Genomic DNA, 18,584 nt, shown 5'->3' on the forward strand with positions numbered 1-18,584 from the left:
TAATGTAGCAGTTTCAATAATCTAAAGCTGACATATAATCTTTTGGATCTACACTTAATCCATCTTTAATAACTTCAAAATGGATATGGGGCTCCATCATCACTTCAATTAAAGCAGTTCTGCCAACTTTACCTATTACCTCCCCCTTATTCACTTTAGAACCTTCTTCTATAAAGCTTTCCTCTGCCATGTTGGCATATTTAGTCAATAGTCCACTACCATGGTCTATTATCATTACCATTCCCCATAATTCATCTTTATATACCTCTTGTACTACTCCCGATAGAGCTGCTACCACCGGAGTTCCTTCTAAAGCCAAAATGTCTATACCCTTATGAGCTGTCCATTCTTCTAAGGTTTCTGAATATACTAAACTGTCTTTGGTATAACCTATTGCTATTTTCCCCTCTACAGGAAGAATCATGTCCTGAGCTATATTTGTAGAAACTCCCATTTCTACCGATTCTAAATCCTCTTCAATTTCCTCCTCAATTCCTTCTATTTCTTCTTCAGCCATAGCTTCCTTAATATCTTCTGAAGGCTCCTCGGATATTTCATCGTATTCCAGATATTCTTCTTCAAATTCATCTAAGTTTTCATTTAGTTGTTCTTCTATGTTTAAAGAAGATTCTAAGTCCAGTTCATCCTCAATAATGATGTAATCCTCTTCATGAGACAAATTTTCTCCTTTCCGCTTTTGTAAATCCCTTTTAGAAGTTAATACCGTTGTAATTGCTACTATACAAACAAAGATGAATAAAATAATATAAAAACCGTCCTTTTTCGTTAATCTTTCCAGCCATCTTCTCATCCCCTCACCTCCAATAGGTATTATTACCACTTTTGTTTATTTAATACATGCTATAAAAAAATTCCCTAGGAAATTTTAAGGAACGGATTTGCCGTCCTAGAACTTTTTAATTATAAATTATAAATCTAGGCAGCAGGAAATCTGGCAAGGGGTCTGACCCATTGCCATCCTTTGCCATAAAGAAAAGGCTGGAACAAAAGGTCAGTGTGCCCTTGTATCCCAGCCTCAATTGGCATTATAAGCTGTGCTTTTATAAGAATTGTACCTTGTTAATTATCCATTGTTAATTGCTTGACTTGTACTCCTGTATAATAATGTTTCAATATCTCCTCATAATCCTTACCATTTTTAGCCATCCCATTTGCCCCCCACTGGCTCATACCTACACCATGTCCATAGCCGATAGTTTCTATATCTACTATATTGCTTTTTGGATTATAGGTTATTTTAAAATTGGTAGAATTTAAATCAAATAATTCCCTTATCTCCCTTCCATTTACCACAGTACCATCAATGGCTATTTTTTTTATCCTGCCACTTTTAGTCTTTTCCACCAACTTTATTTTTTCCCCTAAATTATCCTTAGTTATATTAGCACTTGGATATTTTCTGAGTATCTTATTTATAAACTCATCTCCCGTCATAGTTACTACGCTCCTAAACTTAGGAGCATCCTCTTCATAAGGACTTTCTACTGATTTTAAATAGGGTCTATCTATTGCAAATACATCTAAGGCATCCTCCGTCATTCCTCCACTGGTGGAATGGTACAAAGGCTCTATTATCTCTCCATCATAATATAGAGCCTGGCCTTTCGTGCTATTTACCGCTTCTTCAATTTTAGGCCAATATTTTTCTTCCCAATCCTTGGCATGGATAGTTTTTAGTTCATCTAATGTCAGATAAGCTTGGCAATGGATACCTGTACAAAGAGGAGCTTCTATGTGATCAGGATGCCCCTCCTTATAATTTAAAGTCCTACTTATGGCATAGGTTCTGCTCGCCACCGCCTGTGCCTTTAATGCTTCAATATGAAATTCCCCTGGCATTTCAGCAGCTACTACTCCCTTAACATATTCTTCTAATTCCATATGAATGACCTGCTGATTCCTAGTATCATATACCTTTATATAGCCATCAAATAATTCCTTCCCCTCTTCAACTTCATTGTCATCTTCCTCTCGAGAAGTAAAAAATTTATTCCTTTCTCTATTTTCCTTAGGTGTAAAATTAAAGGTCATTACTATTATAGATGGAATGATGATGACTATTAATAATATTCCAATTGTATAGATGCCTATTTTTTTCATCTCTTCCCCCTCTTACCTTTGGTATATGAACGGCCTTCATCTTCTTTTAAATTATTTAACGGTCTAATACCATATAATATGCAAAGAAAAATAAATTTATAACTAAAAAAGGGACGACCCATCGTCCCAAAAATTTATGAATATTTACATTTGAAAGGTATGTATTTGGGAAGCTATGACCCCAAAAACTGGTCCAAGAAAAGTTCTTCAGAAAATGAACTTAATAAAACGACATGAAAACTAACCCGGACAATTAAACATTGTGAACTGTGCATTTAGTCCTTGTCAATTGGTTTAGGCCCTTTTTACATTAGCTCCTAATCTAATAAGTTTTCCTTCTATGTCTTCATAGCCTCTATCTACATGATATATATCCCTAATTTCTGTAACCCCATCGGCTACTAAACCAGCCAAAATCAAAGCAGCTCCTGCCCTTAAATCTGTAGCTTTAACTGGAGCCGACATTAAGTTGTCAATCCCTTGAATTATAGCTGATCTACCATCTATTTTAATATCTGCTCCCATTCGCTTCAGTTCATCCACATGCATAAATCTATTTTCAAAAACTGTTTCTATTATAACACTTGTCCCTTTTGCAACGCTCATCAAGGACATAAATTGTGCTTGCATATCTGTCGGAAAACCAGGATAAGGCAAAGTTTTAATATCTACTGCTTTTAATTCATCAGTTCCTATTACCCTTACCTTGTCATTATTTTCAATAATAGTGCATCCTGATTCTCTTAGCTTTGCAATAATAGGCTTAATATGACTAGTTATAACATTTTCTACTACCACATCTCCTTTAGTAATGGCAGCAGCAACCATATATGTGCCTGCTTCAATTCTATCAGGAATGATAGAATGGGTGCATCCTCCTAACTCCTTTACCCCTTTTATTCTAATGCTACTGGTTCCTGCACCTTTTATATCCGCTCCCAATTTATTAAGGAAATTAGCCAAATCTACTATTTCTGGTTCCATGGCAGCGTTATCGATGATGGTTTCACCTTCTGCCATTACTGCAGCCATCATTATATTCTCTGTGGCTCCAACGCTTGGAAAGTCTAAGTAAATCCTATCCCCCACCAATTTGCCTGCATAGGCACCAATATTACCATGGTCAACATCGATTTGAGCTCCTAAAGCTCTAAAACCTTTTAAATGTAAATCGATTGGTCTGGTTCCTATAGCACAGCCACCAGGTAAAGAAGTTTTAGTCTTTCCTATTCTAGTTAACAGAGGCCCCATAACTAAAAAAGAAGCTCTCATCTTGCTCATCAATTCATAGGGCGTCTCGTAGTTGTTAATATCTTTTGAATTAATCTTTATAATTCCTTTATCCAAAAATTCTATTTTTGCTCCTAATGAAGATAATACCTCACATATCACTTCTACATCCTTAAGTTTAGGCACATCTTCAAGTATAATATCCTCAGTTCCCAATAAAGATGCGGCCAAAATGGGTAAAGCTGAATTCTTAGCTCCTCCTATTCTTACATTTCCTTTTAATGGTTTGCTCTTTTCTACAATCAATTTTTCCAACGAAATCCCTCCTATTTCTAGTAGCCTATGGTTATTATGGGTGTGCCTATCCAAATATAGGTCTTATTATCATATTCACTAAAGCGAACTGCAATATTCAAATTCATTTTCTTATTCCCTGTAAATACATACTCCTCAATATAAGGAGTAAATATAGAAAAGCTTAATATATCATCTTCCTTATATTCTTCTACTACATATCCTTCTATTAATTCTGTAACTTCTAATATCTTTTCCTCATTCCTCTTTGCATCTACTTTATCATCAAAAGATCCGATTATGCAAGTAGTAATATTTACAGGCTTATTGTATTCATCAAAAAACTTTTCTACCTCTAATATTATATCATTTATTTTATCAAATTTCTCCCTATTTATAAAATTTATAAACAGGGTGGTTTCGCCTGAACCATATTCTACGTCTTTATAGGAGGATAATGTAATAGTAACAAAATTATTATAACCGTCCAAACCCTGAACCGTAAATTGAATAAATCCATCATCCTCTATCAGGTCTTCCCAATAATAATTCTTATGGGAACCATCTGTTCCTATATTCAACATATCTCTAATAGAATAGCCAATATCTTTAATTTCTAAAGTGCCAATGAACCTATCCAATATAGTACCACCTAAGCATATATCCCCTTCTTCAAAATTAGCTCCAGTAGTTTCTAAAATTCCCATCAACAGCTCTCTTTCCTCATATTCATCCTCACCAAATCCAAATATGGGGATTAATAAAATAAGGATAATTCCTATAATTATAAACTTACCATAATTTTTCATACCCTTACCTCCAATTGTTTTTAAGGAAAGGGTATTTTAGTAAAAATGTAAAGGGGGACAAACATTTTTATCATAAAAAATACCCTTTCCTTTGATTAAAGTATTGCCAAGAAAGGGTACTTTTTATACTTATCATTCTATATTTTCATCGCTAAATTTTTTTAGTTCTGCTACTTCTAACCTATTCAATGCTCGTCTAAGGGCATTTTCAGCCCTAATTATATCCAATCCTTCAGGCTTGTTCTTTAAACGCTCTTCTGCTCTTAATTTTGCTTCTTCAGCCCTTCCTACATCTATCTCTTCAGGCCATTCTGCCGAATCGGTTACTATAATGGTCTTATCCTTTTGAACTGATATATAACCGCTTGTAATTGCAGCTACTCGCTCTTTTCCATCCTTTTTGATTCTTACCTTACCAATAGAAAGGGGAGTAATTATTGGAGCCCTATTTTTTAAAACGGCTAAATCCCCTTCAACTGCCCTAACGATGACCATATCCACTTCATCGGAAAAGAAAGCTCTTTCTGGAGTGACTATCTCAAGCATAAAACCCATAATTATACCCCCAACTTTTTGGCTTTCTCTAAAGCATCATCAATGGTTCCAACCATAAAGAAGGCTTGTTCTGGAATATGGTCATGTTTGCCTTCCAGTATCTCCTTAAAACCTCTTACCGTCTCATGTACTGGAACATAGGTCCCTTTCATTCCTGTAAATTGCTCTGCAACAGTAAATGGTTGAGATAAAAACCTTTGAATCTTTCTAGCTCTTGCTACTATCAGTTTATCTTCATCAGAAAGCTCATCTATACCAAGTATGGCTATTATGTCCTGTAACTCCTTATAGCGCTGCAATATTTCCTGTACTCCTCTTGCCACTTCATAATGCTCCTGACCTACTACTGCAGGATCTAGTATTCTAGACGTTGAATCTAAAGGATCCACTGCAGGATATATACCAAGTTCTGCAATTTGCCTTGATAATACAGTTGTTGCATCCAGGTGAGCAAAGGTTGTTGCTGGTGCAGGGTCTGTTAAGTCATCAGCAGGAACGTATACAGCTTGCACCGAGGTAATAGAACCCTTCTTAGTAGAGGTAATCCTCTCCTGAAGTTGCCCCATCTCTGTTGCCAAAGTAGGTTGATATCCTACTGCAGAAGGCATTCTTCCCAATAGGGCAGATACTTCCGAACCAGCTTGGGTAAACCTAAATATATTGTCTATAAATAGCAATACGTCTTGGCCTTCTACATCTCTGAAATATTCTGCCATAGTTAGCCCTGAAAGGGCCACCCTCATCCTAGCTCCTGGCGGCTCATTCATCTGTCCAAACACTAAGGCAGTCTTATCTATAACTCCCGATTCTATCATCTCATAATAAAGGTCGTTACCTTCTCTTGTTCTTTCTCCTACTCCAGCAAATACGGAAAGACCTCCATGTTGGGTTGCTATATTATTAATAAGCTCCTGAATTAATACAGTCTTACCTACACCTGCTCCGCCAAACAGACCAATCTTACCACCTTTAGCATAAGGAGCTATAAGGTCTACTACCTTTATTCCAGTTTCAAACATTTCCCTGGCTGTATCCTGTTCTTCAAAGGAAGGTGCTGGCCTATGTATAGGCATTCTCCTCACGTCTTCATTCAAATCTTTACCATCAATCGGTTCTCCTAGAACATTAAATAGCCTTCCTAAGGTTTCTCTTCCTACCGGAACAGATATGGGATCACCGGTATCTATAGCTTCCATTCCTCTCACAAGCCCATCGGTTGAACCCATTGCTATACATCTTACCAAGTCATCCCCAATATGCTGAGCCACTTCTACTACTAGCCTCTCTTCTCCCTTATATATCTCTATGGCATCCAGTAATCTGGGCAACTTTTCTTCATCAAATCGAATATCCACAACGGGACCTATTACCTGAACGATTTTTCCTATGTTCTTTTCCATTTCTCCACTCCTTTCTCTATTACTTAAGAGCTTCAGCACCTGAAACAATCTCTGAAATTTCTGAAGTAATAGCAGCTTGTCGTGCTCTGTTATAGCTTAATTTTAACTCGTCAATCATTTCCTCCGCATTTTCTGTGGCTGACTCCATGGCAGTCCTCCTTGCTCCCTGTTGGCTACAGGAAGATTCTATTAGAGCTCCATAGATTACCGATTGCAAATATTTGGGTATTAGATAATCTAAAACCTCCTCTGGCGAAGGTTCAAATTCTATAACGGCAGTCTTTTCAGCCGGAACTTCCTCTAATTCTGCTGCAGGAAGTAAACTTATAATCTTAGCCTTCTGGGTAAGGGTATTGATAAACTCAGTATAGGCCAAGTATATTCTATCTACTTCCCCCCTATCAAACACATCCAGAACTTGGTTGCCAATATTTCTGGCATCAGAAAAGGAGGGATTTTCGCTAATACTAAGGTATTCTCCTATTATATTATAACCTCTCCTTTTAAAATAATCTCTGGCTTTTAAACCCACCGTTATCAATAAAACCTTATCCTTTTTATCCTTGATTTCCTCTTCTACCAACCTATTGATATTTGAATTAAATCCTCCTGCTAAGCCTCTGTCAGCAGATATTACCACATAAATAGCCCTATCCCCATCCCTTGCTTTTACATAGGGATGGTTCATATTATTCATATTTGATAATACCTGCTGGATATTTCTATAAACCGTGTTATAAAAGGGCCTAGATTTTTCTAATCTTTCCCTTGCTCTTATCAATCTAGCAGAAGCGACCAATTCCATTGCTTTAGTAATCTGTTTTATATTGTTTATCCCTCGTATTCTTCTTTTAATATCCCGTGTTGATTCAGCCAATTATTACACCCCCAATTATTAAGGGAATACTAAAAACTCTTTTTGAACTCTTCTACAGCTTCTTTAATTCTCTTTTCAGTTTCTTCAGTTAAATCCTTGGTTTCCTTTATGGAATTTATTATTTCAGGGTAATTGTTGTTTATATAATTTAGGAATTCCTTTTCGAATTGGGATACCCTTTCAAGTGGAATATCTGACAAGTATCCATTAATAACCACATATATGATCACAACTTGATCTTCCACTTTCATTGGACTATATTGAGGCTGCTTCAATATTTCCATCATTCGTTCTCCTTGTTCCAGCCTGCGTTGAGTATCCTTGTCTAGATCTGAGCCAAATTGAGCAAAGGCAGCTAAATCCCTATATTGAGCTAGTTCAAGCTTTAAGCTCCCAGCCACCTTCTTCATAGCCTTAATTTGAGCTGCTCCTCCAACCCTGGATACGGACAGTCCAGTATTTATAGCAGGTCTCTGTCCTGCAAAGAAAAGGTCCGTTTCTAGGAATATTTGCCCATCAGTTATGGAGATAACGTTGGTTGGAATATAGGCAGAAATATCTCCTGCTAAGGTTTCTATAATAGGCAAGGCTGTAATAGAACCTCCGCCATATTCGTCGCTCAATTTTGCTGACCTTTCTAATAATCTAGAATGTAGGTAGAATACGTCTCCTGGATAGGCTTCCCTTCCTGGTGGACGTCTTAAAAGCAAGGACATAGCCCTATAGGCTATAGCATGCTTGGATAGGTCATCATAAACTATAAGCACATCTTCACCATTGTCCATGAATTCTTCACCCATGGCTACTCCTGCATAGGGTGCTATATATTGTAATGGTGCCAACTCGCTAGCTGTTGCAGACACTACAATGGTATAGTCCATTGCACCATGTTTTTCAAGTACGTCAACAATCTGAGCAACTGTTGACCTCTTTTGCCCTATGGCTACATAAATGCAGATAACATCCTGATCTTTTTGGTTAATAATAGCGTCTACTGCTAAGGCAGTTTTACCAGTCTGCCTATCCCCAATAATTAGCTCTCTCTGACCTCTACCTATCGGGAACATGGAATCTATAGCCTTAATCCCGGTTTGTAAAGGCTGATTTACAGATTTTCTGGTAATAACCCCTGGAGCAACCCTCTCTATAGGTCTAAACTTGGTGGCATTTATTGGTCCTTTCCCATCTATGGGTTGACCCAATGCATTAACAACTCTACCAATCATTACATCTCCAACGGGAACTTCTACTATTCTCCCCGTCTTCTTTACTATGTCGCCTTCTTTGATATCCTTATCGGAACCTAAAAGTACACAACCAACATTGTCTTCCTCTAAGTTAAGAGCCATTCCATAAACCTCTCCTGGGAACTCTATCAGCTCTCCTGCCATACATGCCTCAAGGCCGTGAATTCTAGCAATACCATCTCCTACCTGAATGACGGTACCCACATCTACCATATCAAGTCTTTTTTCATATCTCTTAATCTGTTCCTTTATAACAGAACTAATTTCTTCCGGTCTTAACTCCATTTTTTCACCCCAGCTTTCCTATATTGTTGCGCCTTTTATAGCTTTTTCCAAATTTTCTAATTGTGCTTTTATAGTTCCATCAATGATTTTGTTTTCTATCTTTAAAAGAACTCCTCCTATTATGTCCTTATCTATCACGTTATTAAGTATTATAGTTTTACTGGTCCTATTGCTAAGGATTGTAATCAATTTATCTTTAATTTTATTGTCCATTTCAACAGCAGTTACCGCAGTTACCTCTAAAATATTGTTATGTTCATTGTATAGTTTAATAAATTCTTTAGATATTTCTAATAAGAATCCTTCCCTTCTTTTATCTACCACTATATATAAAAAATTTAGGAACTCATTGGATACCTTCTCTTTGAATATGGAAGTCAATAGTTCCTTCTTTTCATCCTTTGAAATCTTTGGGTGTTTAAGTACTTTTTGAAGCATTTCTTCTTTTTTAATTATTTCCATAATGTAAGCAATATCTTCTTTAAATTTTTCCAAGACATTTAACTCTAAACCTGCTTCAAATAGAGCTTCAGCATATCTTTTACTTACTAATTTTGCCATTCTCTCGTACCTACCTCATCTAAAAATTTTTCTATTAATTCCTGTTGGGAAACCATATCCACATTCTTTTCAATTATCTTAGATGCAATTAAAACTGCCATCTCGCCAGCTTGGATCCTTACTTCTAAAAGGGCCTTTTCCCTTTCAGCTTGAATTTCCCTCTTAGCTCTCTCTATAATACTTTCTGCTTCCTTCTTAGCTTCAGCTATTAAATTCTCTTTTATTTCTTCTCCTCTTCTTCTTCCAGCTTCAATTATTCCTTGGCTTTCTTTTCTTGCTTCTAATAGCTTGGCTTCATATTCTGCTCTTAACTTATCTGCCTCTTCTTTTAATATTTTTGCACTATCTATATCATTTTGAATCTTTTCTTTTCTTTCATTAAGTATCTTAGAAACTGGTTTATATAATAATTTTGAAAGCCCCCAAAATAGTATCAAAACTGCTATTAGTGTTAAGATCATCGATGGGAGTTCTGGTATTACCCTTATATCAAACATAACTAAGCCTCCTTTTTATAAGGGGTATTAGAGATCGGGCTCCTACATAATTGGAACCCCTCTCCTTATAATCCTAGATTTAAATAAGCTGTCAATAATGGTCTAACGAATAATAGGATTATAGCAATAACTAATCCACAAATACCAGTTGTTTCAGCTACTGCTTGACCTAAAAGCATTGTTCTAATAATATCTGCTTGAGCTTCTGGTTGTCTTCCAACAGCTTCTGCAGCCTTTCCTGCAGCATGACCTTGACCAATACCAGGTCCTATACCTGCTATCATTGCTAAACCTGCACCTATTGCTGAACATCCTAATATAAAAGCTTCACTAGTTATTCCTTGTAACATATTAATTTCCTCCTTCCAAATTTTAGAAAAATATTAATCTAAATTGCCACCTATAAATATCATGGTTAGCATAGAAAAGATAAAAGTCTGTAATATCCCTGAAAACAGGTCAAAATAAGCATGCAATGGCGGAGTTATTATTGGTGCTATATAACCCAAAGCCTGGTACAACAATCCCATTATAATAACCCCACTCAAAATATTCCCAAATAAACGGAAAGATAAAGATATAGGGTTAGCCAGCTCTCCAATTATATTTAAAGGAGTTAAAAAAGCCATTGGCTCAGTAAACCCTTTTAAGTAACCTAATAAACCATTGGTTTTAAGTCCATAATATTGGGTTAAAATAAAAGTTATCAATGCTAATGTTAAGGTTACACTGTAATTTGATGTAGGTGGGGTAAACCCCAATAATCCAAATAGATTAGCAAACAATAAGAATGCCATAAGAGTAAATATGTAAGAGGCAAATCTTACATGTTTAGCTCCCATAGTCTGTTTAACTAAATTTTCTACTGCCTCAACAGCAAGTTCAATCACATTAAGGAAATTTGAAGGTTTCTCATCTGGACTTGCTTGTTTTACCTTTTTATTTACTATTGCAGCTAAAATAAGTAATATTATCACTACCAAATAAACATTAACTACAGTATCAGGTATAAAGATTGATTTACCAAATACGTTTAATGTAAATTCTATTTTCAAATATCTCTAACCTCCTCTCTACCTTTCATATATAATAGTATAACAAATTCCTTTAATGTGATTAATCTTTATTTTTTTTATAATCTTTATAATCTGTATTGATAACTGTAGAGCTAAAAATTACTATTTTTATCATAAGTAGACCAAGTACTGTTGTTAAAAAATTTAAATAATCAGCAATAGCTGCTATAATCAATACTGTTGCATATATTGAATACCTAATGAAGTAATGGAATATTGAATAAAAATAAGCCTTTGACGATTCCATAGTCACTGCTCTCGTAACAGTTTTTTCAATTAGTTTAAAACCTAAAATACCTATAATTGTTCCAAAAATAAATCCTAGAACATAAGGTTTCGCATCTCTTATCCCTATAAACATTATTCCTATAATAATCAAGCTATATACAAGTGTTTTGCTAATTATATGTAATACCAATTTTTCGTCATTAAACATCCTTTCACTTCCCATTATTTTTATGCTTACCTGTTAATTTGAATAAATTTAAAAAGCCTGTTCCTGCTCCCAATATGATAAATACTAAAGTAAATACCATCTCTGTATGAAATATCCTGTCTACAAATCCACCTAAATATACTCCTAAAATTATAGGAGTTATGACAGATAAACCTATTTGGGTTATTAAGCTCAAGTATTGAATCACGTTCTTGTCACTCTTTCTATTCAAGCAAAACACTCCAAACTTAATTATTGAATATATATACCTTAACTTGGAAAATTCATATAATATAAATATACTTTAAATTTAAAAAAATTGCAAACATTATTAGGCAAAAAATACATTAAATTATAATCTGTGTTATACAATATCTCACAAAATATCTCAATTTTCTTCCTTATTAAAACTAATATCATTCATCACTTTAGCACCTATAATATTCAACTAATAAATTAATATTGGACTACAATTTTTGTAAGAAAAACCTAAAATTTCAGCACCCACCTTTCTAATAACTCTTTTACCGGTTTGTAAGCATTCCACTACAACAGTGCTTTCAGAAATGTTTTGTCCAGCTTCAACCATCTGTACTATCTTTTCACCCCTAACAAATTCAATATATTTTTTATATCTGTAATAGTAACAGCTCCATCATCTACCTTTAAATCTTTTATATAATGGGCTATTACTTTGAAGGACTCAAGAACTTTAGGCATCTATACAACTCCTTATCCAATGTATAATTTAATGCTTACTATATCAATATACACTAAAAAGAACCTCTTAATTAAGAGGTTCTTTTTAGTATACGACTTTTAAAGCAATAAAAGTGCCAACGATATCAATACGCCAGAATACAATAATATCATTAAGCAGAATCCCATAATATCTCTTGCTCCCAAACCTGCAATTCCTAAAGCAGGTAAAGCCCAAAAAGGTTGAATCATATTAGTCCATGCATCACCCCAAGCAATTGCCAGAGCAGTTTTCGCTACAGGCACTCCAAGTTCTATACTAGCAGGCATCATTATAGGAGCTTGCACAGCCCATTGGCCTCCACCAGAAGGTACAAAGAAGTTTACTACACCAGCGGCCCAGAAAGTAAACAATGGGTACGTTTTAGCTGTGGAAATATTTACGAACCAATTAGAAATATACTCAGCCAAACTAGCGCCATCTCCTGTATGTCCAGTCATCATACCCATAATCCCGGCATAAAATGGGAACTGTAGTATAACTCCCGAAGTACCTTTTGTAGCTTCAGAAATAGCACTAATAAATCTCCTTGGCGTTTGATGAAATAACATGCCAAAAGTTAGAAAAATTAAGTTAACAATATCCAAGTTTAATGCAAAACCTTTAGTTCTAAAATAATTCACTATATATATTAAAGATATTACTACAATAATGTAAGTAATAATCCTGCTGTTTTCAATCTTATCTGCAGGTGTAGAATTGTAATCTGCATCAGTTACCGCTTCCTCTTCTTCTAAAAGCTTCCTATCTATAGTAACGGTATGTTCCTTAGAAGGATGCATAGCCCTGTTGATTAAAGGTAATGTTAATATTAATACTCCTGAAATGATTAGGTTTAACGATGAAAAAATAGTTTGGGATGTTGGTATAATTTCTGTAACTGCCCCTGCTGTCATAACTGATAAATCATTAGTAGGTGTTGCTAATGTCAATGGAATAGATGCAGATAGACCACCATGCCATACTAGGAAACCGCTATATGCACTGGCTATCAATAACCTATAATCTACATCTTCCACTTGTTTAGCCAATTCCCTTGCATATAAAGCACCAATTACTAGTCCAAAGCCCCAATTGAGCCAGGACCCTATAGCAGAAATAAAAGAAACAGCCATAATTGCCTGTGTTGGAGTCTTAGCTAGTTTAGCAAGAGCTTTTAAAGCCTTTTTAATTGGAGGAGAACTTGCCAAAGTATGTCCTGTTACCAGTACTAAAGCCATTTGCATGGAAAAAGACAGTAATCCCCAAACACCATTTCCCCAATGGTTAATCATCGTTATCGGTCCTTGCCCAGTTACAACTACACTCAGAATTAGAGTTATAAATGTAATGAAAATTGCAAATAGAAAAGCATCGGGCAAATATTTTTGGACCAAAACTACAAGCGCATTCGTGAATTTTTTAAACATATTAATGCCCCCTCTAAACGCATTTATACTGAAAGAATGTTTGCTAAATAACATATAGTGTCCAGATTATTATGAATATTCTGAATATTATTTTGGATAAATAGCACCCGGATAACGACCAGATGCTATTTTAAATTAAACCTTTATACTTCCATCTCTTTTAAGTCGTCAGCTATAATAAGCTTTGCTTCTGTAGCCTCTTGAACCTGTTCTACTGTAAATTCTGGATTTATCTCCTTTAATACTATGCCATTATCGGCAATTTCCATTACCCCCATTTCTGTAACTATCATATCCACCTGTTTTGCAGCAGTTAGAGGCAGGGTACATTTTTTAAGAATTTTATGGTTCCCTTTTACAGTATGTTCCATAGCAATTATTACTTTCTTTGCTCCTACCACTAGGTCCATGGCACCCCCCATGCCTGGAACCATCTTCCCTGGTATCATCCAGTTAGCTAAATTCCCTTCTTCGTCTACCTGTAAAGCACCTAGTACTGTAACGTCCACATGGCCTCCTCGAATAATTCCAAAGGATGTAGCTGAATCAAAGAAAGCTCCCCCAGGCAATATGGTCACTGGTTGGCCTCCAGCATTAACTATGTAGGGATCCTCTTCTCCTGCTTTTGGAGCAGGCCCTAATCCAACAAATCCATTTTCAGATTGAAATAATATATTTACTCCCTCTGGAATATAATTGGCTACTAAAGTAGGCAATCCAATACCTAAATTTACTATATCTCCGTCCTTTAATTCCTTAGCTACCCTTTTTGCTATTATCTCTTTAATTTTGTCCTTATCCATTACCTATCACCTCCAACAGCTATATAATCGATGAACAAACCGGGAGTAACTACATTGTTTGGATCAATTTCTCCTACTTCTACTAAATTTCCAGCTTCTACGATTACCACATCTGCTGCTGTAGCCATGATAGTGTTGAAGTTTCTTGTAGCACCATAATATACAATATTTCCCGCCTTATCTACAGTTTGTCCAAATAGTAATGCCACATCTGCCCTTAGAGGTAATTCTAATAAATACTCCTTCCCATCTATTTCTATTTTACGTTTGCCTTCTTCTACAACTGTTCCTACACCTGTTGGAGTCAAAATTCCTCCGAGACCAGCTCCAGCAGCTCTAATCCGTTCAGCTAAAGTTCCCTGAGGTACTAGTACAACTTCCATTTCACCAGCATTCATCTGTCTACCAGTTTCCTTATTGGTTCCTACGTGGGAAGCAATTAATTTTTTGATCTGCTTATTAACTACTAATTTCCCTACTCCTGAATCTACAAAACCTGAATCATTGCAAATTAATGTTAAATCTTTAACTCCCCTTTCCACTAATGCATCCACTAGCTTGTGAGGAGTTCCACAACTTAAGAAACCACCAACCATTATTGTCATCCCATCTTTAACATGGCTAATGGCTTCTTCTATGGTTACTACCTTTGCCATTAAAACACCCCCATTTTAAAATTGGACAATTGATTAATTGCAACTGCCACTACTTCTTGTTATAATATTATCAAGTTTTTGAAAAAATATCAATATTTACTATTATTAAGTAAACTACTACTATCATTCCAAGATCTCCTTAGACACTTCTATATTTTAACCATTACTTTCACAACTTGATAGTTAAGCGTTAAGAACGCCTAACTATCATAGATATTCCCTGTCCACCACCTATACATAAAGTGGCCAGACCATTCTTAGCATCTCTTTTTTCCATTTCATGTAATAAAGTTACCAAAATTCTAGCTCCCGAAGCACCAATTGGATGTCCTAGGGCTATTGCTCCTCCATTAACATTGGTTTTCTCTGAATCCAATCCTAAACCCTTAACTACTGCCAAAGACTGAACTGCAAAGGCTTCATTTGCTTCTACCAAGTCTAAATCTTCAATCTTTAGATTTGCTTTCTCTAATGCCTTTTTAGTAGCAGGTATTGGCCCTGTTCCCATAACCTTTGGATCCACTCCTACTGAAGCATAAGATACTATAGCTGCTAAAGGTTTTATACCTAATTCTTCTGCTTTTTCCTTAGACATAATAATTAAAGCAGCTGCCCCATCATTTATTCCCGATGCATTCCCTGCAGTTACTGTACCATCCTTTTTGAAAGCAGGTTTTAACTTTGCCAATCCTTCCAAGGTAGAACCAAATCTTGGGTGTTCATCGGTGTCTACTATTAATGGATCTCCTTTTCTTTGAGGTACTTCAACTGGAACGATTTCATCTTTAAACCTACCTTCTTTTATAGCCTTTTCAGCTCTTAATTGGCTATTAAGAGCAAATTGGTCCTGCTCTTCTCTGGTAATATTCCATTGCTCTGCTATATTCTCTGCTGTAATACCCATGTGGTAGTCGCTAAATACATCAGTTAATCCATCCTTTACCATGTAATCTTCCAAAACTCCATCTCCCATCCTTTGACCCCATCTTACATTTTTTAATAAGTAAGGAGCCCGGGACATATTCTCTGTTCCTCCAGCTAATATGATATCTGCTTCTCCTGCTTTAATAGCTTGGGCAGCTAATGCTACCGCCTTTAATCCGGAACCACATACCTTATTTACAGTGTGGGATGGCACCTCCACTGGAATTCCTGCATGGATTGAAACCTGCCTTGCTACATTTTGACCTTGTCCTGCTTGTAAAACATTCCCAAATATAACCTCTTCCACCATATCTGGTGTAATATTAGCCCTCTTTATTGCTTCTTTTGCCACTGCTGTACCTAAATATACCGCTGATACATCTTTAAAGCTTCCCCCATAAGTACCTATTGCAGTTCTAACTGCAGATACAATAACTACTTCTTTCATTTATACTCCTCCTTAATTTTTATGTTAGTAATAGATTTTATAATAACATCGTTATTATTTTAACAAGCTCGTTATTATTTTATCAAAGTTCTTACATATTATCAAGGCATATTCTCCATTTTTTGTCACAGCTATATTAAAATTATTCACAATTGCCCTCACTTAAATTGCACTCCTATTTTTTACACATATGAATTATTGATATAATTGATTGCAAATATCATTCCAATATTATAGATTTAAAAAAAATTTTTCGATTCAAAATAATCTCTAATTTTCAAGTCTCATAGCTTTTGCTCATTTAAATCCAATTCACCTTCATTTATAAAAAAATAAAGGAGTGTAGATTTATAGCTACACTCCTTATTAACCCCTTTCAATAACCTCTATTTTTAGCTTTATTCATTTTTATTATAAAAAATCAACTGTAGCTTAATGTCTACATCTCCTTTCAATTTTGTAGATTATTTGCTACAGTTATAAGCCTAGGTCATACTTCTCCATCTTCCTGTATAGAGCTGTTCTATGGATTCCTAAAATTTCTGCAGCCAATGTTTTATTGCCCTTAGCCTTTCTTATGGCGCAAATAATGGCATCCTTTTCAGCTTTTGCTACTACATCTTTTAAGGGATACATCCTATCCTTTCCTACAACTTCTATTTTATTTTTCAGCAATCTATCGGGTAAATGATGAGGCAATATAATCTCTTGAGTAGATATAGTAATAGCTCTTTCCAATACATTTCTAAGTTCTCTTACATTCCCAGGCCAATGGTATTCCATTAATATATCCATAGTCTCCTTTTCTATTACCTTTTTTCCCATATTTAATTCCTTTGATAGATACTCTATTAGATGTTCGCATAATAGCGGAATGTCCTCTTTCCTGTCTCGGAGAGGTGGTATATCTATATTAATTACATTTAATCTATAATAAAGGTCCTCCCTAAATTTTCCCTTTTCTACAGCTTCTTCTATTTTTTCATTAGTAGCAGCAATAATCCTAGCATCCAAGGTGATCTTCTTATTTCCACCTACTCTTTCATACTCCTTTTCCTCCAGTACCCTTAACAATTTCACCTGCATATCAAGGGGCATATCTCCAATTTCATCTAAGAATATGGTACCTCCATTAGCCAATTCAAATTTGCCTGGTTTACCTTCACGCCTTGCTCCTGTGAAAGCTCCAGCTTCATAACCAAATAGCTCCGATTCCAATAACTCCCGAGGTATAGCAGCACAATTAATAGGAATAAAGGGGCCAAACTTTCTATAGCTGGCTTTGTGAATTGCTTGGGCAAACAGCTCCTTTCCTGTACCTGATTCCCCTAATATTAATACAGTGGAATTGGATTGGGCAGCAGTCCTTCCCAATTTTTTTAAATACTCCATCTTTGGATTCCGGGTAATAATGCTATTAAAAGTATATCTGCTATCCTGTAACCTTTCAATCTCACCCTTATATTCATTTATCTTGTTTTCCAGTTCTATTAACTCTTTGGCCATTTGCCTTATATCACTAGCATCCTTGAATAACACTGCTCCAACGGCTCCAATTATTTTCCCTCCCCTGATAATTGGAACCCTATTAGCTACCATATCGTAGCCCTGTATCCTTTGGATATCCCTTATTTCTTTTTCTCCCGTTTTAACCACTATATGCAATCGGGTATTTTCAATTACCTCAGTTACATGTTTTCCTATGGCATCTTCCTCTTTTATTCCTAATAAATCTTCATAATTCCACTTTACAATTTTCCCTTCATTATCCACCAATGCAAAGCCTTCGTAAACATGTTCTAATAAATCCTCTATCATATCTAGACTCATTTTTTCCTCTAATAATTGACTTTGAGAATCCTTAATTTCCGTAATGTCCCTAACGATGAATATATGATTTACCTTAGCTCCCTTATTAATATAGGGAATATATTTTAACAATAGGTGTAGTCCATTGGAAGTATATTCTTCTTCCTTTTCCTCTCCATCAAGTACAAAAAAGGCCTTTAATTTTTCATCCTTGATAAAATCCGGAAAGTGAGTTATAATCAAATCCTTCTCATCAAGGTCTAACATCCGTAAAATAGCCCTATTCCCGTAAGATAGCTTCCCATCCTCACCTACTATGAGTATTCCATCCTGAAGGGAGTCCAACAAAAAAGTTGTAAATTCCCTATTTGGGATTGGAAAATTCAT

General features: G+C 35.6%; 20 protein-coding genes. All 20 read right to left on the bottom strand.

The features are described 5' to 3' along the window. Nucleotides 1–13: 13 nt before the first annotated feature. Entirely contained in the window at nucleotides 14–811 is a 798-nt protein-coding gene (locus BLV68_RS01195; RefSeq protein ID WP_093750033.1) for a M23 family metallopeptidase, read from the bottom strand. A gap of 269 nt (nucleotides 812–1,080) precedes the next feature. Next, nucleotides 1,081–2,121 carry a stage II sporulation protein D gene (gene spoIID / locus BLV68_RS01200; RefSeq protein WP_093750035.1) on the bottom strand — a complete coding sequence of 347 codons (1,041 nt, stop codon included), beginning with the start codon at nucleotides 2,119–2,121 and terminating at the stop codon, nucleotides 1,081–1,083. Between the two features lie 294 nt (nucleotides 2,122–2,415). Next, nucleotides 2,416–3,666 (bottom strand): UDP-N-acetylglucosamine 1-carboxyvinyltransferase, encoded by a 1,251-nt coding sequence (murA, locus tag BLV68_RS01205; protein ID WP_093750037.1) that lies wholly within the window; start codon nucleotides 3,664–3,666, stop codon nucleotides 2,416–2,418. A 17-nt stretch (nucleotides 3,667–3,683) separates the two neighbouring features. Next, a complete protein-coding gene (locus tag BLV68_RS01210; protein WP_093750039.1) occupies nucleotides 3,684–4,454 on the bottom strand; it encodes a YwmB family TATA-box binding protein in 771 nt (256 codons plus the stop codon). Nucleotides 4,455–4,586: 132 nt separating this feature from the next. Next, nucleotides 4,587–5,009 (bottom strand): F0F1 ATP synthase subunit epsilon, encoded by a 423-nt coding sequence (locus BLV68_RS01215; RefSeq protein WP_093750041.1) that lies wholly within the window; start codon nucleotides 5,007–5,009, stop codon nucleotides 4,587–4,589. Nucleotides 5,010–5,011: 2 nt separating this feature from the next. After that, a complete protein-coding gene (gene atpD / locus BLV68_RS01220) occupies nucleotides 5,012–6,409 on the bottom strand; it encodes a F0F1 ATP synthase subunit beta (protein ID WP_093750043.1) in 1,398 nt (465 codons plus the stop codon). Between the two features lie 19 nt (nucleotides 6,410–6,428). Continuing rightward, complete coding sequence (gene atpG / locus BLV68_RS01225; RefSeq protein ID WP_093750045.1) at nucleotides 6,429–7,286, bottom strand: ATP synthase F1 subunit gamma; 858 nt, start codon at nucleotides 7,284–7,286, stop codon at nucleotides 6,429–6,431. A gap of 29 nt (nucleotides 7,287–7,315) precedes the next feature. After that, nucleotides 7,316–8,818 carry a F0F1 ATP synthase subunit alpha gene (atpA, locus tag BLV68_RS01230; RefSeq protein WP_093750047.1) on the bottom strand — a complete coding sequence of 501 codons (1,503 nt, stop codon included), beginning with the start codon at nucleotides 8,816–8,818 and terminating at the stop codon, nucleotides 7,316–7,318. 18 nt (nucleotides 8,819–8,836) lie between these two features. Continuing rightward, nucleotides 8,837–9,379: a F0F1 ATP synthase subunit delta gene (locus tag BLV68_RS01235; protein ID WP_093750049.1), complete on the bottom strand. Its 543-nt coding sequence runs from the start codon at nucleotides 9,377–9,379 to the stop codon at nucleotides 8,837–8,839. Then, nucleotides 9,367–9,876: a F0F1 ATP synthase subunit B gene (gene atpF / locus BLV68_RS01240; protein ID WP_093750051.1), complete on the bottom strand. Its 510-nt coding sequence runs from the start codon at nucleotides 9,874–9,876 to the stop codon at nucleotides 9,367–9,369. Before atpF ends, BLV68_RS01235 begins: the two co-directional genes overlap by 13 nt. A 65-nt stretch (nucleotides 9,877–9,941) precedes the next feature. Next, complete coding sequence (gene atpE, locus BLV68_RS01245; RefSeq protein WP_093750053.1) at nucleotides 9,942–10,226, bottom strand: ATP synthase F0 subunit C; 285 nt, start codon at nucleotides 10,224–10,226, stop codon at nucleotides 9,942–9,944. A 33-nt stretch (nucleotides 10,227–10,259) separates the two neighbouring features. Continuing rightward, nucleotides 10,260–10,931: a F0F1 ATP synthase subunit A gene (atpB, locus tag BLV68_RS01250; protein ID WP_093750055.1), complete on the bottom strand. Its 672-nt coding sequence runs from the start codon at nucleotides 10,929–10,931 to the stop codon at nucleotides 10,260–10,262. Between the two features lie 61 nt (nucleotides 10,932–10,992). Then, nucleotides 10,993–11,388: an ATP synthase subunit I gene (locus BLV68_RS01255; protein ID WP_159428574.1), complete on the bottom strand. Its 396-nt coding sequence runs from the start codon at nucleotides 11,386–11,388 to the stop codon at nucleotides 10,993–10,995. A 4-nt stretch (nucleotides 11,389–11,392) separates the two neighbouring features. Beyond that, a complete protein-coding gene (locus BLV68_RS01260) occupies nucleotides 11,393–11,620 on the bottom strand; it encodes an AtpZ/AtpI family protein (protein ID WP_093750059.1) in 228 nt (75 codons plus the stop codon). A gap of 362 nt (nucleotides 11,621–11,982) precedes the next feature. Continuing rightward, nucleotides 11,983–12,108, bottom strand: a complete 126-nt coding sequence (locus BLV68_RS16065; protein WP_268807601.1) for a hypothetical protein — start codon at nucleotides 12,106–12,108, stop codon at nucleotides 11,983–11,985. 99 nt (nucleotides 12,109–12,207) lie between these two features. Next, the gene (locus tag BLV68_RS01265; protein ID WP_093750061.1) at nucleotides 12,208–13,557 is read right to left on the bottom strand and encodes a short-chain fatty acid transporter; all 1,350 of its coding nucleotides are present in this window, start codon (nucleotides 13,555–13,557) and stop codon (nucleotides 12,208–12,210) included. A 143-nt stretch (nucleotides 13,558–13,700) separates the two neighbouring features. Beyond that, complete coding sequence (locus tag BLV68_RS01270) at nucleotides 13,701–14,360, bottom strand: CoA transferase subunit B (RefSeq protein ID WP_093750063.1); 660 nt, start codon at nucleotides 14,358–14,360, stop codon at nucleotides 13,701–13,703. After that, nucleotides 14,360–15,016 carry an acetate CoA-transferase subunit alpha gene (gene atoD / locus BLV68_RS01275; RefSeq protein ID WP_093750065.1) on the bottom strand — a complete coding sequence of 219 codons (657 nt, stop codon included), beginning with the start codon at nucleotides 15,014–15,016 and terminating at the stop codon, nucleotides 14,360–14,362. The genes BLV68_RS01270 and atoD overlap by 1 nt, the downstream gene beginning before the upstream one ends. Nucleotides 15,017–15,206: 190 nt before the next feature. Next, nucleotides 15,207–16,388, bottom strand: coding sequence for an acetyl-CoA C-acetyltransferase (locus tag BLV68_RS01280; RefSeq protein WP_093750067.1), 1,182 nt, complete (start codon nucleotides 16,386–16,388; stop codon nucleotides 15,207–15,209). Between the two features lie 477 nt (nucleotides 16,389–16,865). Continuing rightward, complete coding sequence (locus BLV68_RS01285; RefSeq protein ID WP_093750069.1) at nucleotides 16,866–18,584, bottom strand: sigma 54-interacting transcriptional regulator; 1,719 nt, start codon at nucleotides 18,582–18,584, stop codon at nucleotides 16,866–16,868.

Origin of the sequence: Tepidimicrobium xylanilyticum, assembly GCF_900106765.1 — a bacterium.
Taxonomy (GTDB): Bacteria; Bacillota; Clostridia; order Tissierellales; family Tepidimicrobiaceae; genus Tepidimicrobium; species Tepidimicrobium xylanilyticum.

Coding starts and splice junctions, on each gene's coding strand:
- atoD (WP_093750065.1), bottom strand. CDS start 15,016: ATGGCAAAGGTAGTAACCATAGAAGAAGCCATTAGCCATGTTAAAGAT.
- spoIID (WP_093750035.1), bottom strand. CDS start 2,121: ATGAAAAAAATAGGCATCTATACAATTGGAATATTATTAATAGTCATC.
- BLV68_RS01285 (WP_093750069.1), bottom strand. CDS start 18,584: ATGAATTTTCCAATCCCAAATAGGGAATTTACAACTTTTTTGTTGGAC.
- BLV68_RS01280 (WP_093750067.1), bottom strand. CDS start 16,388: ATGAAAGAAGTAGTTATTGTATCTGCAGTTAGAACTGCAATAGGTACT.
- BLV68_RS01195 (WP_093750033.1), bottom strand. CDS start 811: ATGAGAAGATGGCTGGAAAGATTAACGAAAAAGGACGGTTTTTATATT.
- atpF (WP_093750051.1), bottom strand. CDS start 9,876: ATGTTTGATATAAGGGTAATACCAGAACTCCCATCGATGATCTTAACA.
- BLV68_RS01235 (WP_093750049.1), bottom strand. CDS start 9,379: ATGGCAAAATTAGTAAGTAAAAGATATGCTGAAGCTCTATTTGAAGCA.
- atpE (WP_093750053.1), bottom strand. CDS start 10,226: ATGTTACAAGGAATAACTAGTGAAGCTTTTATATTAGGATGTTCAGCA.
- BLV68_RS01255 (WP_159428574.1), bottom strand. CDS start 11,388: ATGTTTAATGACGAAAAATTGGTATTACATATAATTAGCAAAACACTT.
- atpA (WP_093750047.1), bottom strand. CDS start 8,818: ATGGAGTTAAGACCGGAAGAAATTAGTTCTGTTATAAAGGAACAGATT.
- BLV68_RS01210 (WP_093750039.1), bottom strand. CDS start 4,454: ATGAAAAATTATGGTAAGTTTATAATTATAGGAATTATCCTTATTTTA.
- BLV68_RS01270 (WP_093750063.1), bottom strand. CDS start 14,360: ATGGATAAGGACAAAATTAAAGAGATAATAGCAAAAAGGGTAGCTAAG.
- BLV68_RS16065 (WP_268807601.1), bottom strand. CDS start 12,108: ATGCCTAAAGTTCTTGAGTCCTTCAAAGTAATAGCCCATTATATAAAA.
- atpD (WP_093750043.1), bottom strand. CDS start 6,409: ATGGAAAAGAACATAGGAAAAATCGTTCAGGTAATAGGTCCCGTTGTG.
- BLV68_RS01265 (WP_093750061.1), bottom strand. CDS start 13,557: ATGTTTAAAAAATTCACGAATGCGCTTGTAGTTTTGGTCCAAAAATAT.
- BLV68_RS01215 (WP_093750041.1), bottom strand. CDS start 5,009: ATGGGTTTTATGCTTGAGATAGTCACTCCAGAAAGAGCTTTCTTTTCC.